The sequence below is a fragment of the Pseudomonas sp. SMV7 genome (genome assembly GCF_052041995.1).
Taxonomy (GTDB): Bacteria; Pseudomonadota; Gammaproteobacteria; order Pseudomonadales; family Pseudomonadaceae; genus Aquipseudomonas.
This window is the reverse complement of the sequence record NZ_JBKGGT010000006.1, coordinates 233273-246469: the sequence shown is the minus strand read 5'-3', so window position 1 is coordinate 246469 and position 13197 is coordinate 233273. Positions and strand designations below refer to the sequence as shown.

The window sequence follows — 13197 nt, the reverse complement described above, 5'->3', positions numbered from 1 at the left end:
CCAGGCGACCATGGCTCGGCTGCGATCAATTGATCTTGCCTTCACTGCCAAGCAGTCTGGCATACAAGCTCCCCGCAACCAGCCCAGTTCTGTCAAGCCTGCGACGGACCCAATGCAGCAACAACTTCGTCTATGAAGCATCTGAGCTTTGCGGACGGGCGGCGGTCGGAGGGGTAGATCAGATTGACGGGGTACATGGGCCCTTCGAATGCCTCGAAGAGCACGACCAGTTCACCCCGTTGCACGTAGGGCACCAGTACATCCTCGACGCACAGCGTGATGCCGAAATCCGCCAATGCGGCGTTCACCTTGGCCAGGGTGTTATTGACGTTCAGTCGACTTGTAATGGGGATCGTGAACGTCTGCCCGTTTTTGGTGAATCGCCAGACGTTGTCCGTCATGCGATCGGAGAACAGATAGCCCAGGCAATCATGGTCCACGAGTTGTTCGGGATGGAGCGGGGTGCCTTTGCGTGACAGGTAAGCGGGAGATGCGCAAGCAAACATCCTGAAAGGCCTCAAGCCGCGTTGAACCAACGCCGCACTGTCGCCCAGTCGGGGGTTGCCCAACCGAAACACGACTTCGAATCCTTCTTCTACGACATTTACGAACCTGTCCGTCAGCTCCAGCTCGATTTCCGTTTCTGGATAACGCGTCAGGTATTGGGTCAGGAATGGGATGAGTCGATGAGAGCCGTAGTTATAGGGCGCGCTGATACGGATTTTTCCGCGCGGCGTCGAGTTTGCTGACAGCACCAGCTCATCGGCGTCTTCAACGTCGCTCAGGATAGCCTTGCAGCGCAAGTAATACTCCCTGCCCACCGCAGTCAGGCTTTGTCGGCGAGTGGTGCGGGTAATCAGTTTCAGGCCTAGCTGAGCTTCCAGGTTGCTGACCTGTTTGGCAATCAGCTGTGGCGTCACGCCTAACAGGGCAGCTGCTGCCGAGAAGGAGTCTGACTCCGCTGCTGCCACGAACGCCGCCATGCTTTTCAGCTTATCCATATCTACAAGTGTTGCTTGTTAATGTTATTTGAATTCGAGCATTTATCTTGAAGATCTTCCTGCTTAGCATCTCTGCGGTCAATGAAAAGAAGCGCAGCGCGCGCTACTGAACGGAGAGTACTGAATGGTGAACATTTCCCACGAAACGGCCCAAGAGACTGAGCGCCGCTTGTTGTGCGTCATGACCCAAGCCCATGTGCATTACTTCCCTGGCACTTACACCTTCATGGAGTTTCCGTTGCCATCGTTTCCTGATGCCGCCTGCTCCGATGCGCTGGCGCTCGTCCGGGATGACCAGGTATGGAGTCAACTGGTCCCCTGTGCTGATGGCGAGCAAGAGCTGTTCGGGGTTTTCCGATTCCATTTTCCGCCAGGCGTCGACAACAGCGGTTTCGTTGGCTGGTTGGCAATGCGCCTGAAGCAGAAGTTCGGGACCGGCGTTTTTGTGACCTGTGGCCAGAATCGCGACGAGGGTGGGATCTTTGATTATTGGGGCGTCCCGGCCAGCCTGGCTTCAGATGTCTTCGCAGAGATCCAGGCCTTGGTAGATGGCCAAGCGGACGGGGAGCTGGGAGTTTCCCTCTAGCGGATACGTTCGCCTACCCGTATCTCAGGCGCCACCCTGAGAGATTTCAGGCAGAGCCTGATCGGCATGTCGTTTTGGAATCACTGCCTGTTGTAAGATCCCTGTCGAGCAGGAGCTCGCCAGTTTCAGGCGCCTGGCTGACCCTTCAGCCGACGGCTGACAAGGAGAAAAAACAGAACAGCGCTGTCCCAAACTCAGCGATTTTGCGAGTTTGAGTTCTACCGCCTTGCGAGATGACACATGCCATTAGATAAAAGGTTTGCTGCATACCAGCTCCTGAGAGAGCTGGATGCCATAACCTCGTCGATCATGAACCAGGTAGCCTACGGGCGTATTGGCGACCCTTCATGGAAAGATGCGCAAGCCCACCATCGAGAAGTCTTCGAAAAGTGGATGAGCTTTGCTGCGACACTCGATCCTCCCGAGCTGGGTGGCCTCGGCAATGAGCGAGATGGGGATTCGGCCGAATTGCGATCCGGCTGATCGGTATCTTGAGGCATAGCCTGTCCCGGTCGTCAGGAAGCCATTTATCTGGCGTCAAGAATATTGAGTCGGCTTGCTCATTGCTGTAAGAAGGCATCTTTCTCAATAACTCAGGACATGAGCACGATGGCGAGGGAGCGTGGCGAGTGCTTCTGGCAATGGGGTGACCCGGTTTTACACACCAGAACTCATAACGAAACGTTGAGTGACGGAACACAAATTGATGTGCAAGTTCGGCTCTCCAGAACCGGCGCAACCCAGATGTTCATTGGGGTCTACGGCCCCGGTGGCGCGATGATCCACGAAGAAAGCTTTGATTCTCGTCCAGGCGAGACCATGACGCGGGCAATGGCTTGGGGGGTGGGGCGGGCTCGCTGTCTGGCTGGTGAAGCGCGAGCGCCCGGCCGAAAGGTTGCCACGCGGTAAGCTTGCGCGGCATCCAGATCATGTTCGAGACTTGCCGAAAGAACGAGACGCTCAAGCTCCAGGCGGCGCTGTTCGAGCGTTCCGCTCTTCGGACCCTGTTCAATAAACCCTGCGATGGGATGCAAGGCATCGGCCAGTATCGCACTGCAGCGCCTGGTTGGTTCGCTTGAATAACGCCCGCGCACGCACTTAGAATCACGCCCGGTCGGCCGGAGCTGCCGACTGTCTTTCCCATCCGCGAACAAGGAGGTGCCCCATGACCCAGTTTCCAATGATGTGTCCATCCATGAACCGTCAACGAAATCCTGGAGGGGCCATCGTTGCCCCGCGGAGAACCAAACATGTCCACTTCTTATCCATCAGTGCTTCTGGTGGGCCTCAGCTCGGCTGAGGAGCAAGCCCAATGCCGTGCCCTGCGGGTACGTGACGAGCAATCCGAGTTCATTGCAAGCAATACCGAATCGCTGCAACAGGCCGCCGATAGTCCTTGGTGTGAGCCCTTGGCCGTGCGTGCCCAGCACAGCGGTGAAATGGTCGGTTTCCTGATGCATGCCCTAGATCCGGACGAGAACAGCCGCTGGATCTATCGCCTGATGATCGACCACCAGCACCAGGGGCGTGGTTATGGGCGCGCGGCCTTGCGGGCGCTGCTGGCGTACCTGCAACAGCTGCCGGGCGGCCCCGGCGTGGCCCTTGGCGTAGCCCCGGAAAACATCGGGGCACGACGCCTCTACGCTGGCGAAGGCTTCGTCGAGACTGGCGAAGTGATCGATGGCGAGCTGATCATGCGACGAATATTGGTATGAACAAAGGCGGGGCGCCCAGGCGTCCCCGCCACCTCGCCTGGTTGCAAGTGCTAGCCTTCAGGCGGGGTTACCCCACAGACGAATTCATCCGACCCCAAGCGGTGCGAGCCGAACTCCACGACGTAGCCATGACCACGGCGCTGCGCCTCGGCCCTGGCAGTCTTCTGGTCGGCATACACATCGACGAAATGCCAGGGGTAGCGGTCTCTCAGTACACCCCAGCCAAGCACCCAGCCCTCATTGCCTGGATCGGGTGGCAGGTTCTTCGCCAAGCTGCGGATGCCCATAGCTTCCCCCCCGGCGTAGCCTTCAGGTTTCTGTTTGCACAACCGCACCGCTCACGGTTTGCACAAGACCGTGTAGGAAGCATCACACTTCGGCTCCAGCAACACGGGCCTGTCGAACAGCATAGCGCCATTGATGATGCCGCCAGCTTTCTCCAGACGAGCCCATAACCCCAGGTCGTGAATGATTATGCGCGTTGTGGTGTGCGGCTGATGAAGGCTGAGCTCGTACTCGATTCGCTCAAGCACATCGTTTGCTTCTTCTTCCGTCATGCTGTCCACCCCCTTCGAACCAGGTGTCACCCATGCCAGGCGGGTTGCTGGGCAGGGATTCCTGCACTTATACAAACTAGAGCCCGGCGAGCGCCCGTTGGTTCGCTTTCATCAAGGGGTAGCGTGCGCTGCAATCACAGCCAGCGCACGTGAACCTCAACCTTCGAACTGAATCACCATGCGCCCTTTGATCTTGCCCTCCAGCATTTCTTCGAAGATGTGGTTGATATCTTCGATAGGGCGCAGTGTGACCTTCGGCACCACTTTCCCTTCTGCGGCAAACTGGAAGGCTTCCTGCAGGTCCTGCCGGGTACCGACCAGCGAACCGACCACTTCGATACCGTCCAGCACCAGGCGGGGGATATTCAGGTCCATGGCTTCCGATGGCAGCCCGACTGCCACCAGGCGTCCCCCGGCGCGCAGGGCGTCGACCGCCGAGTTGAAGGCAGCCTTGGCCACTGCAGTCACTACGGCAGCATGGGCGCCCCCGGTCTTGGCCTGGATGACCTTGGCGGCATCTTCGGTGCGCGGGTTGACCACCAGCTCGGCGCCCATTTCGCTGGCGAAGCGCAGCTGCTCGTCATTGACATCAATGGCGATCACCTTCGCATTGAACACGTTCCTGGCATATTGCAGCGCCAGGTTGCCAAGGCCCCCGAGGCCGTAGATGGCGATCCACTGGCCGGGGCGGATGTTGGACACCTTCACCGCCTTGTAGGTGGTCACACCGGCGCAGGTGATGCTGCTGGCAGCCGCGGAGTCGAGCCCGTCGGGCACCTTGACCGAATAATCGGCCTTGACGATGCAGGCTTCGGCCATGCCGCCGTCCACGGTGTAACCGGCGTTCTTCACTTCGCGGCACAGGGTTTCATTGCCGCTGTTGCAGTATTCGCAATGGCCGCAGCCCTGGTAGAACCAGGCCACGCTGGCCCGGTCGCCTGGCTTGAGCGAGGTGACGCCCGGCCCGACCTCCTGAACCACGCCAATCCCTTCGTGGCCCAGTACCACCCCGGTCTTGTCACCGAAATCGCCATTTTTCACATGCAGGTCGGTGTGGCATACGCCACAGCACTGCATCTTCAACAGCGCCTCGCCGTGCTCGAGCGGGCGCAGGGCTTTCTCCACCACTTCCACGCGACGGCCTGGTGCAACAACGGCAGCTTTCATACGAGCCTCCATGTCCTATGCGGATGAACGTGCTTATCGCCGGCTAAGCATAGCCCTGGGCTGGTACGGTAAAACTGCTTCAGGTCATGGTCTGCGGCCCCGATGCATGCCACAAAAAGAAAAGCCCGCGGCAACAATGCGGCGGGCTGCAAGAACATAAGGAGCAGGGTCAGTGTGCCCCGCCGCATGTCAGCATTTTGTGAAGCTCAGGTGATGAGGGTGTCACGCATGGCTCAGCTCGAGCTGGCTGATGACGCACACCGACCCGTCCTCGGCTGGCGTGGCGTCGGTATAGTCCACCTGGTTGTACACCCCGCCATGGAAGTTCAGCGAGCGCGTGGCCCAGCTACCGCTGAGCTGAAGCCCCGAAGTCGTACCGGTGCGGCCATTGCAGCTGGCGCTGACCGTGCAGGCGCCGGCCCCGGTTACCTCGATGGTGACGTCGAACCGCGCACCCAGCGGGACGTCGGCCAGTAACGTGCTGCTGGTTGTCGTGAGCTGGTTGAATTCGGTGCGAAAGCCGACGGTTATCCTGGCCTTGTTCCAGAACACTTTGACAGGCGGGCTGTCATCGTCTTTGACATGCAGCTGGGCGATCACCACCTTCTGCGCCAGGTTGACCTTCTGAAGCACCATGGTCTGCTGGTTGCGGTGCCGGGCGGCGCTGGTCAGCAGCCAGTAAACGGGCTCCTTCCACTCACAGCGGGTGCGGTGGGTGCTTTTACTGGAGGCGCCCTTGGTCGGGGCCGTCAGGCGCACCGAGCCATCACTGAGGCGGGTAACCACCTCGGGCAGCGTCGCCAGCGCCTTGGCGCCGGTCAGTTCCAGCGCTATTGGGTCGGTTGCGGATTTCGGAACAGGGGTGGTAATGATCAGGGTGTCAATGTTTACAGTCATGGATGTTCTCCTTGAAAACAAAGGTCCTGCATCATTTGCGAGCGTGGCCAGCATTGGCAGGGTTCCCTGTGATTTCTCTGCACTGGACGGAGGGAGAACAGCAGCCATAAAAAAGCCCGCCGGGAAAGGCGGGCAAGCAACGTTTGAAGGGAGAGCCTGCAGCGTGGGTGGCGCCGGTTAACCCAGCATTAACCGCCATGCATTGACCTGCGCAGCTGTTCAGCCTATACAGGCCTGCCACCCGCCCAGGAGCCAGCATGCACGACGAAGACGACCTGCACGAACCCGAGCATGATCACCTGCTTGATCACGAATTCCTCTATGACGACAGTGAGCCTGAAGCCGACGCCCGGGGCGTCGAGGATGATGTCGAGGAGGATGAAGAAACGCTGGATGACCTCGACGACGAGGAGCGCGATCACCCAGCCTGGTTCGACGACTGCGAAGAGGAATGACTCAACGCCGGTCCAGCGAGAAACGCCCGGGACCGCTCACGGCCAGCAACAACAGGCCGCCCATGATGCCGAGGTTTTTCAGGAACTGGGTCATGTTGGCACTGCGCTCCGGGTCGACCATGTTCCAGAACGGGTGGCCCAGCAACGCGGTGCCGAGCACGAACAGGGCGAACAGGAAGGCCAGCGGCCGGGTGTAGAAACCGAGGATCAGCAGAATGCCGACCACGAACTCCATGAGCACGGCGACGGCTGCGGCCAGCATCGGGGCAGGGGCGCCCAGTGACGTCATGTAGCCGACCGTGCCTTCGAAACCGGTCAGTTTGGCCCAGCCAGACACGATGAACAGCACCATCAGCAGTACGCGGGCGAGCAATAGCAGGGCGTCGCGTTGACCATCGAACAGTGAGTAGCGCATGGCAGCGTTCCAGTGGGCCTGTTTAAGCTCACTCTAGCAGTTGCGGCGCGGATTGCTGGCGGGCAATAAAAAGGCGCCCTGAAGGCGCCTTTTCAAAGAAGTTTGGTGCGAGTGGCGGGACTCGAACCCGCAAGGCTCACGCCGACAGATTTTAAGTCTGCTGTGTATACCAATTCCACCACACTCGCACGCTTGAAGGGGTCGTGCCGACCGGCTCGCTTCTAAGCAGAAGGGCTTCGCAATCAAGCGCGCTTTATAACCCATCGTTATAGTTGCGTCAACCGCAGCGCCTATCATCAACAGAGAAGGGGTCGATCGAAGGGGTAATTGACCCCTTGATGTCATTGCGCCACTTTCCCCTCTGGTTGCAACCAATGAGTGTGCAGCAATGACTCAGTCCACTGTTTCGCAGCCTAACGTATGCCCACGGCTTTTTTGGCGCCTGGTGTTCGCGCAGATGCTTGTCCTGGGCGCATTCCTGTATATTTCGCTGATCAGCCTTGGTGTTTACCTGCTGATGCTGGGGTTCGATGCCGAACAGGCCCAGCCGCAGCAATGGCTGGCCTTGGCCGGTGGTAGCTTCATATTGCTGGTCAGCCTGTGGCTACTCAAAGTGACGATGCCGTGGTGCATTGGCCCGGCATCGATTGATTCCGAGCGCTGAGCGTCACCCTTCACCTGGGCCAGCCACCTGGCTGCTGGCTGGTGGCCCCGCTCGGCCAAGCCGGTTTTCCATTTCCTGCCGTACCGGTGGAGTTTGCATGGTTTCAGCCGACTGCTTCGACCCCGTGATGCCTGACCACCGCTATGAGCAGTTGGTCCAGTCGGTGGTGGATTACGCCATCTATATGATCGACCTGTCCGGCCATGTGGTGTCATGGAATGCCGGTGCGCAACGCATCAAGGGCTACCGTGCCGATGAGGTGATCGGCCAGCATTTTTCGGTGTTCTTTACCCCCCAGGATTGTGCCGAAGGCCGCCCGGAACGCTTGCTGCGCCAGGCGCTGGAGCAGGGCGGGGCGCAGGACGAAGGCTGGCGCGTACGCAAGGATGGCACGCAATTCTGGGCCTTGGCCGTGCTGCATGTGATCCACGATGACCAAGGCCAGGTGGTCGGCGTGGCCAAGGTGATCCGGGATATCACCGACCGCCGCGAGGCGGCGCTGCAACTGGATGCGGTGCGTGCCCAGCTGTTCCAGGCACAGAAGCTGGAAGCGCTTGGCCAATTGACGGGTGGCCTGGCCCATGACTTCAACAACCTGCTGACCATCATCCTCAGCTCGGCGCACCTGGCCTTGTCCACCAAGGACCCGGCGCGCGCCCAACGCATGCTGCAGCACATTGTCGATGCCGGGCAGCGGGGCACTGAGCTGACCCAGCAATTGCTCAGCTTTGCCCGCCATCGCAAGCTCGATGTGACCCGTGTCGCCCCGGCCAACCTGATCGACTCCACCCGCGGTCTGCTGGAGCATGCGCTGCCAGGCTCGATCGAACTGACGGTGCTGGTGCAACCAGACCTGCCGCTGATCGAGGTCGATGCCGGGCAGTTGCAGATGGTGCTGCTCAACCTGCTGTTCAATGCCCGCGATGCCATTGCCGGGGCGGGCCGGATCGGCTTGACGGTCGATGTGGTCGAACTGGCCGGCGAGGTCGAAGGGCTGCGCGGTGGTTTCGTGCGTTTCGAGGTGGAAGACAGCGGCGAGGGTATTGCGCCAGCGGTACTGCCGCGCATCTTCGAGCCGTTTTTCACCACCAAGCCCTTTGGCAAGGGCACCGGCCTGGGCCTTTGCCAGGTGTACGGTTTTGCCAGGCAGAGCGGCGGTGCAATCTGCGTGAGAAGTGAACCCGGCCAGGGAACTTGCATGCAGCTTTACTTGCCAATCTATCAGGCTCCGGCAGACAGCCAACTCGACAGGTAGACACCATGGCGCAGGCACTCAGGCGGCTGATGACCAGCATCGAAGGGCTCGATGCGTTGCTCAAGGGTGGCCTGGTGGCCGGTGCGTCCTACATCATTCAGGGCCCGCCGGGGGCCGGCAAGACCATTCTCGCCAACCAGCTGGCCTGCGGGCATGTGCGCGGCGGCGGCCGGGTGCTGGTGGCGACCCTGCTGAGCGAGTCGCACGAGCGGCTGTTCCAGTACCTGGCAACCCTGGACTTCTTCGACCCGGCGCTGGTCGGCGACCCGATCCAGTTCGTCAGTGCCTTTGACACCCTGGAACAGGAAGGCCTCGACGCGGTGGTACGGCTACTGCGCCAGGAAATCGCCCGCCAGCAGGCCAGCCTGCTGATCGTCGATGGCGTGCTCAATGCCCGGGTCCGCGCGGAAACCACCCTGGACACCAAGAAGTTCGTCTCCGAACTGCAGGGCCATGCGGCCTTTGCCGGTTGTACCGTGCTGCTGCTGACCAGCGCCCGGCTGGAAGAGGGCAGCCCGGAGCACACCATGGTCGACGGCGTGATCGAACTGGGTGAGCAACTGTTCGGCAGCCGTGCCGTGCGCCATATCCAGCTGCGCAAGACGCGCGGCAGTGCGGCGCTGTCGGGGCGCCACGAGTGCCTTATCGATGAAGCCGGCATGCATGTCTACCCGCGCCTGGAGTCGCTGTTCAGTCACCCCAGCAAAGCGGGCAGCGCAACCCGGGAGCGTGTCAGCAGCGGGGTGGAAACCCTCGATGAAATGCTCGGTGGTGGCCTGGCCACAGGCTCGGTGAGCTTGCTGATCGGGCCCTCCGGCATTGGCAAGACCTCATTGGGCCTGGCCTTCCTCGGCGCCAGCAGCCCACAGGCACCGGGGCTGCATTTCGGCTTCTACGAAACGCCCGAGCGGCTGCGCATCAAGGCTGCGTCGCTCGGGCACGACTTTGTCGCGATGGAACAGTCCGGCAGCCTGCAATTGTGCTGGCAGCCTACTACCGAGGGCTTGCTCGACCAGGTCGGGGCACGCCTGCTGGAGCGTGTCGAGGCACAAGGCAGCAAACGCGTGCTGATCGACAGCCTGGGGGCGTTCAGCCGCCTGGCCACCGACCCGGCGCGGCTCAATGCATTTTTCCGCGCGCTGACGGGCGAGCTGCGCGCGCGCGACGTCAGCGTGATGCTGACCTGGGAAATGCGCGATATCTTCGGCGCGGAAATCAGTGCCCCGGCGCCGGACCTGTCGAGCATCGTCGACAACCTGATGCTGATGCGTTTCGTCGAACTGGAGTCGCAGCTGCGGCGGATGCTGTCGATCCTCAAGGTGCGCGACAGCCATCACGACCCTGCCTTGCACGAGCTGCAGATCGGCCCACAAGGCATCACCCTGCGCAAGGCGTTCGAAGGCGCCTGTGGTGTGCTTTCGGGAACGCCGGTGCCACAGGGGAGTGGCTGACGGGGCGGAGCCATGAACACCATCCTGATCGTCGATGACGAGTACCTGATTGCCGACATCCTTGGTTTCGCCCTGGAGGATGAAGGTTTTCTGGTGGAGAAGGCGAGCAACGGCTGCAAGGCGCTGGAAGCGCTTAAGGAAAAGCGTGTTCAGCTGGTGATCACCGACTACATGATGCCGCTGCTCAATGGCGAGGAGCTGGTGCGCTCGATGCGTGAAGACCCGGCCCTGAGCGACCTGCCGGTCATTCTCATGAGTGGCGCACAAGCCAACCAGGGCTGCCCGGACCTGTTCGCCGCAGTGTTCGACAAACCGTTCGACATGGACTGTATGATCGCCAAGGTGCGCGAGCTGCTGGGCAGCTGAAGCGCGCGGCGATCAAGCGCATCCGTGCGGCTTGAGGCAGGTCGTTCAGTGCGAGTCGTCGTGCTTCTCCGGGGCCGGGCTGCCGGCCTGGATACGCTTGAAGATCTCTTCGCGATGGACCTGGACATCTTTCGGTGCATCGATACCGATCCTCACCTGCATCCCCTTGACGCCCAGAATGGTGACTTTGATGTCATCATTGATGACGATGCTTTCGCCAACCTTACGGGTGAGTATCAGCATGTAGTTCTCCTTGGTGATTAAAAGTCCGTCGGGCTAGTTGCCACGGCGGCGGGAGCTGGTCCCTCTTCCTTCTCATTAAAGACGCTTTCGGCGGATAGTAATTCCCCGACAGACAAATTCTGTTGCGTGCTTTCACTCGCAGGTGCCGAAGCAAACCGCCAGGGGTTTGTCGGCCAAGGTGCTCGCTGGCAAGAATAGGGGGCTTGGTGGCCAATGGGAAATTTCTTCGCATCATTGACTGAATAGACCGAGTCAATGGTCCTGCTGTTCCGCAAGTGCCTGAAGAAATAACAATAATGCCACTTCTTCACGGTCCAGGCCTTTGCGCAGGCGGCTTTTTGGCAAGTTGGCCAGGCGTCCCGCAGCAAAGTGTTCAAGTACCGCCGGATGGATGTAGCAGCGCCTGCACACGGCCGGTGTGTTGCCCAGGCGCGTGGCGACCTGGCGGACGATGGCGCTGACCTGGCGCCTGGCTTCGCTTTCGGGTTCCCAGGCCAGGGGGCGCAGCAGCTCCAGGGCCAGGCGGCTGCCGGCCCAGGTGCGGTAGTCCTTGGCGGTGAAATCGGCGCCGGTCAACTGTTGCAGGAACTGGTTGACCTCGCTGGAGCCGACGCTGTGCCGTTGGCCGTTTTCATCCAGGTACTGGAACAGCGCCTGGCCAGGCAGCTCCATGCAGCGCTTGAGCAGGTTGGCCAGGCGCCGGTCGTTGAGGGTGACGTTGTGTTCGACGCCACGCTTGCCACGGAACTGGAAACGAATGGTACTGCCCCTGACCTGCACGTGGCGGTTGCGCAGGGTGGTCAGCCCGTAAGACTTGTTGTCACGCAGGTAGCGTTGGTTGCCGATGCGGATCAGGGTGTGGTCCAGCAGGCTGACCACCAGGGCCATGACCTTTTCCCGATCCAGGCCTGGGCGGGCAAGGTGCGCCTCCAGCTGTTTGCGCAGCTTGGGCAAGGCCTGGGCGAAGGCCAGCATGCGCCCGTACTTGTGCTGGTCGCGGGTTTCCCGCCACTGCGCATGGTAGCGGTACTGCTTGCGGCCACGGGCATCGCGCCCCGTCGCTTGCAGGTGGCCCTGCGGGTCGGCACAGATCCACACGTCGGTGTAGGCCGGAGGTATCACCAGGGCGGCGATGCGTGCCAAGGTGTCCGGGTCACGTACCCGGCGGCCTTCGGCGTCCAGGTAGATGAAGCGGTCGCGCCAGCGTCGGCGGGTCAGGCCGGGCTGGCTGTCATCGACGTAGTGCAGTGTGGCGGGAAGCGGGCAGTCGAGCATCGGCAGCAGGCCTCGATCAGGTGACTGATCAATGGACAGCGGCCATGCGGCGGATGCTCAGCCCAGCAAGGCCACCGACTTGATCTGGGCAAACAGCAGCTGGCCCGGGTGCAGGCCGAGCTGGTCTGCCGAGAAGCGGGTGATCCGCGCCAGCAGGGCATTGCCGTCGGCATCCAGGCTGACCAGCACATGGGCCGGGTTGGCTGCCGCCCGGCTTGCGCACACGCGCACCGGCAGGCGGTTGAGGATGCTCGATGTGCCATCAGCCGCCAGCGCCAGGCTGATGTCACGCGCCTGCACCTTGACCCGCAAGGTGCTGCCGATCACCTGGGCCGGGTGGGCGATGCGCAGCAGCGGCCCGTTGTTGCCAGGCAGGCGCAGGGTGAGCAGGTCGTAGTGTGGATCGTGGCCCACCACCAGGCCGTCGAACACCACGCCGGCGTCCTCGCCCTGGGCCAGCGACAGGTCGAGGCGGGCCAGGGTCTCGCCGACCGGGCCGCAGGCCACCGCCTGACCTTGCTCCAGCAATACCAGGTGGTCGGCCAACCGCGCCACTTCGTCCTGGGCATGGCTGACATACACCAGGGGGATGTCCAGCTCGCCGTGCAGGCGTTCCAGGTAGGGCAGGATCTCGCGCTTGCGGGGCCCATCCAGCGCCGCCAGCGGCTCGTCCATCAACAGCAGGCGCGGGCTGCTCAGCAGGGCGCGGGCGATGCCCACCCGCTGCGCCTCGCCACCGGACAAAGTCGCAGGCCGGCGTGCCAGCAAATGGCCTATGCCCAGCAATTGGCACGCCTGCTCGAGGTTGACCGTGCGTTCGGCACGGGCCACCCGGCGCCAGCCGAATTCCAGGTTGCCGCGCACCGACAGGTGCGGGAACAGGCTGGCCTCCTGAAACACATAGCCTACCGGGCGCAGGTGTGGCGGCCGAAAGTAGCCGCGCGCGCTGTCTTCCCAGACTTCGCCATTGACCTCGATATAGGCACTGGCGGCCCGTTCCAGCCCGGCCAGGCAACGCAGGCAGCTGGTCTTGCCGGAGCCCGAGTGGCCGAACAGTGCGCTGATGCCGCGCCCCGGCAGGTGCAGGCCGACATCCAGGGTGAAGTCGTCGCGAGCCAGTTTCAGGCGTGCCACAATTGAACCGCTCATT

At 61.5% G+C, this 13197-nt stretch carries 18 protein-coding genes and 1 tRNA gene; 9 read left to right on the top strand and 10 right to left on the bottom strand.

The genetic code is table 11. The features are described 5' to 3' along the window. Positions 1 to 92: 92 nt before the first annotated feature. A complete protein-coding gene (locus ACLEJP_RS10400; protein ID WP_440806168.1) occupies positions 93 to 1001 on the bottom strand; it encodes a LysR substrate-binding domain-containing protein in 909 nt (302 codons plus the stop codon). 124 nt (positions 1002 to 1125) lie between these two features. Here ACLEJP_RS10400 and ACLEJP_RS10395 point away from each other — a divergent pair, with 124 nt between their 5' ends. The 4 genes from ACLEJP_RS10395 (at position 1126) to ACLEJP_RS10380 (ending at position 3302) form a co-directional block, all read left to right on the top strand. Then, entirely contained in the window at positions 1126 to 1587 is a 462-nt protein-coding gene (locus tag ACLEJP_RS10395; protein WP_440806165.1) for a DUF6196 family protein, read from the top strand. 240 nt (positions 1588 to 1827) lie between these two features. Continuing rightward, entirely contained in the window at positions 1828 to 2070 is a 243-nt protein-coding gene (locus ACLEJP_RS10390; RefSeq protein ID WP_440806162.1) for a hypothetical protein, read from the top strand. A 126-nt stretch (positions 2071 to 2196) separates the two neighbouring features. Next, on the top strand, positions 2197 to 2496 hold the full coding sequence (locus ACLEJP_RS10385; RefSeq protein WP_440806255.1) for a hypothetical protein: 300 nt from the start codon (positions 2197 to 2199) through the stop codon (positions 2494 to 2496). Between the two features lie 341 nt (positions 2497 to 2837). Continuing rightward, positions 2838 to 3302 (top strand): GNAT family N-acetyltransferase, encoded by a 465-nt coding sequence (locus ACLEJP_RS10380; protein WP_440806159.1) that lies wholly within the window; start codon positions 2838 to 2840, stop codon positions 3300 to 3302. A gap of 50 nt (positions 3303 to 3352) precedes the next feature. Here the strand turns inward: ACLEJP_RS10380 and ACLEJP_RS10375 are convergent, their stop codons facing one another. From ACLEJP_RS10375 to ACLEJP_RS10360, 4 genes are all read right to left on the bottom strand, one after another. Next, positions 3353 to 3589, bottom strand: coding sequence for a hypothetical protein (locus ACLEJP_RS10375; protein ID WP_440806157.1), 237 nt, complete (start codon positions 3587 to 3589; stop codon positions 3353 to 3355). Positions 3590 to 3640: 51 nt separating this feature from the next. Continuing rightward, complete coding sequence (locus tag ACLEJP_RS10370) at positions 3641 to 3859, bottom strand: hypothetical protein (RefSeq protein ID WP_440806155.1); 219 nt, start codon at positions 3857 to 3859, stop codon at positions 3641 to 3643. A gap of 156 nt (positions 3860 to 4015) precedes the next feature. Continuing rightward, complete coding sequence (gene adhP, locus ACLEJP_RS10365; RefSeq protein ID WP_440806153.1) at positions 4016 to 5026, bottom strand: alcohol dehydrogenase AdhP; 1011 nt, start codon at positions 5024 to 5026, stop codon at positions 4016 to 4018. 222 nt (positions 5027 to 5248) lie between these two features. Beyond that, positions 5249 to 5923, bottom strand: a complete 675-nt coding sequence (locus tag ACLEJP_RS10360; RefSeq protein ID WP_440806150.1) for a polysaccharide lyase family 7 protein — start codon at positions 5921 to 5923, stop codon at positions 5249 to 5251. 257 nt (positions 5924 to 6180) lie between these two features. Here ACLEJP_RS10360 and ACLEJP_RS10355 point away from each other — a divergent pair, with 257 nt between their 5' ends. Further along, the gene (locus ACLEJP_RS10355; protein ID WP_440806148.1) at positions 6181 to 6378 is read left to right on the top strand and encodes a hypothetical protein; all 198 of its coding nucleotides are present in this window, start codon (positions 6181 to 6183) and stop codon (positions 6376 to 6378) included. A 1-nt stretch (position 6379) separates the two neighbouring features. Here the strand turns inward: ACLEJP_RS10355 and ACLEJP_RS10350 are convergent, their stop codons facing one another. Both ACLEJP_RS10350 and ACLEJP_RS10345 read right to left on the bottom strand, forming a co-directional pair. Then, complete coding sequence (locus tag ACLEJP_RS10350) at positions 6380 to 6793, bottom strand: DoxX family protein (RefSeq protein ID WP_440806145.1); 414 nt, start codon at positions 6791 to 6793, stop codon at positions 6380 to 6382. Between the two features lie 103 nt (positions 6794 to 6896). Next, a tRNA-Leu gene (locus ACLEJP_RS10345) sits at positions 6897 to 6981 on the bottom strand. A 200-nt stretch (positions 6982 to 7181) separates the two neighbouring features. Between ACLEJP_RS10345 and ACLEJP_RS10340 the strand changes: the two genes are divergently transcribed. The 4 genes from ACLEJP_RS10340 (at position 7182) to ACLEJP_RS10325 (ending at position 10529) form a co-directional block, all read left to right on the top strand. Continuing rightward, positions 7182 to 7457, top strand: a complete 276-nt coding sequence (locus tag ACLEJP_RS10340) for a hypothetical protein (RefSeq protein ID WP_440806143.1) — start codon at positions 7182 to 7184, stop codon at positions 7455 to 7457. A gap of 97 nt (positions 7458 to 7554) precedes the next feature. Further along, positions 7555 to 8712 (top strand): two-component system sensor histidine kinase NtrB, encoded by a 1158-nt coding sequence (locus ACLEJP_RS10335; protein ID WP_440806141.1) that lies wholly within the window; start codon positions 7555 to 7557, stop codon positions 8710 to 8712. 5 nt (positions 8713 to 8717) lie between these two features. Next, on the top strand, positions 8718 to 10163 hold the full coding sequence (locus tag ACLEJP_RS10330) for an ATPase domain-containing protein (protein WP_440806139.1): 1446 nt from the start codon (positions 8718 to 8720) through the stop codon (positions 10161 to 10163). A 12-nt stretch (positions 10164 to 10175) separates the two neighbouring features. Further along, positions 10176 to 10529: a response regulator gene (locus tag ACLEJP_RS10325; RefSeq protein ID WP_225778354.1), complete on the top strand. Its 354-nt coding sequence runs from the start codon at positions 10176 to 10178 to the stop codon at positions 10527 to 10529. Between the two features lie 45 nt (positions 10530 to 10574). Here the strand turns inward: ACLEJP_RS10325 and csrA are convergent, their stop codons facing one another. The 3 genes from csrA to modC form a co-directional block, all read right to left on the bottom strand. Further along, positions 10575 to 10772: a carbon storage regulator CsrA gene (gene csrA / locus ACLEJP_RS10320; protein ID WP_004375914.1), complete on the bottom strand. Its 198-nt coding sequence runs from the start codon at positions 10770 to 10772 to the stop codon at positions 10575 to 10577. Positions 10773 to 11024: 252 nt separating this feature from the next. After that, the gene (locus ACLEJP_RS10315; RefSeq protein ID WP_440806135.1) at positions 11025 to 12047 is read right to left on the bottom strand and encodes a DNA topoisomerase IB; all 1023 of its coding nucleotides are present in this window, start codon (positions 12045 to 12047) and stop codon (positions 11025 to 11027) included. 57 nt (positions 12048 to 12104) lie between these two features. After that, the gene (modC, locus tag ACLEJP_RS10310; protein ID WP_440806133.1) at positions 12105 to 13196 is read right to left on the bottom strand and encodes a molybdenum ABC transporter ATP-binding protein; all 1092 of its coding nucleotides are present in this window, start codon (positions 13194 to 13196) and stop codon (positions 12105 to 12107) included. Position 13197 lies beyond the last annotated feature (1 nt).

Excerpts from the sequence above, each read along its gene's own strand:
- csrA (WP_004375914.1), bottom strand. The coding sequence starts at position 10,772 with ATGCTGATACTCACCCGTAAGGTTGGCGAAAGCATCGTCATCAATGAT.
- ACLEJP_RS10375 (WP_440806157.1), bottom strand. The coding sequence starts at position 3,589 with ATGGGCATCCGCAGCTTGGCGAAGAACCTGCCACCCGATCCAGGCAAT.
- ACLEJP_RS10370 (WP_440806155.1), bottom strand. The coding sequence starts at position 3,859 with ATGACGGAAGAAGAAGCAAACGATGTGCTTGAGCGAATCGAGTACGAG.
- ACLEJP_RS10390 (WP_440806162.1), top strand. The coding sequence starts at position 1,828 with ATGCCATTAGATAAAAGGTTTGCTGCATACCAGCTCCTGAGAGAGCTG.
- ACLEJP_RS10385 (WP_440806255.1), top strand. The coding sequence starts at position 2,197 with ATGGCGAGGGAGCGTGGCGAGTGCTTCTGGCAATGGGGTGACCCGGTT.
- modC (WP_440806133.1), bottom strand. The coding sequence starts at position 13,196 with ATGAGCGGTTCAATTGTGGCACGCCTGAAACTGGCTCGCGACGACTTC.
- ACLEJP_RS10395 (WP_440806165.1), top strand. The coding sequence starts at position 1,126 with ATGGTGAACATTTCCCACGAAACGGCCCAAGAGACTGAGCGCCGCTTG.
- ACLEJP_RS10355 (WP_440806148.1), top strand. The coding sequence starts at position 6,181 with ATGCACGACGAAGACGACCTGCACGAACCCGAGCATGATCACCTGCTT.
- ACLEJP_RS10350 (WP_440806145.1), bottom strand. The coding sequence starts at position 6,793 with ATGCGCTACTCACTGTTCGATGGTCAACGCGACGCCCTGCTATTGCTC.
- ACLEJP_RS10335 (WP_440806141.1), top strand. The coding sequence starts at position 7,555 with ATGGTTTCAGCCGACTGCTTCGACCCCGTGATGCCTGACCACCGCTAT.
- ACLEJP_RS10400 (WP_440806168.1), bottom strand. The coding sequence starts at position 1,001 with ATGGATAAGCTGAAAAGCATGGCGGCGTTCGTGGCAGCAGCGGAGTCA.
- ACLEJP_RS10315 (WP_440806135.1), bottom strand. The coding sequence starts at position 12,047 with ATGCTCGACTGCCCGCTTCCCGCCACACTGCACTACGTCGATGACAGC.
- ACLEJP_RS10330 (WP_440806139.1), top strand. The coding sequence starts at position 8,718 with ATGGCGCAGGCACTCAGGCGGCTGATGACCAGCATCGAAGGGCTCGAT.
- adhP (WP_440806153.1), bottom strand. The coding sequence starts at position 5,026 with ATGAAAGCTGCCGTTGTTGCACCAGGCCGTCGCGTGGAAGTGGTGGAG.
- ACLEJP_RS10325 (WP_225778354.1), top strand. The coding sequence starts at position 10,176 with ATGAACACCATCCTGATCGTCGATGACGAGTACCTGATTGCCGACATC.
- ACLEJP_RS10360 (WP_440806150.1), bottom strand. The coding sequence starts at position 5,923 with ATGACTGTAAACATTGACACCCTGATCATTACCACCCCTGTTCCGAAA.
- ACLEJP_RS10340 (WP_440806143.1), top strand. The coding sequence starts at position 7,182 with ATGACTCAGTCCACTGTTTCGCAGCCTAACGTATGCCCACGGCTTTTT.
- ACLEJP_RS10380 (WP_440806159.1), top strand. The coding sequence starts at position 2,838 with ATGTCCACTTCTTATCCATCAGTGCTTCTGGTGGGCCTCAGCTCGGCT.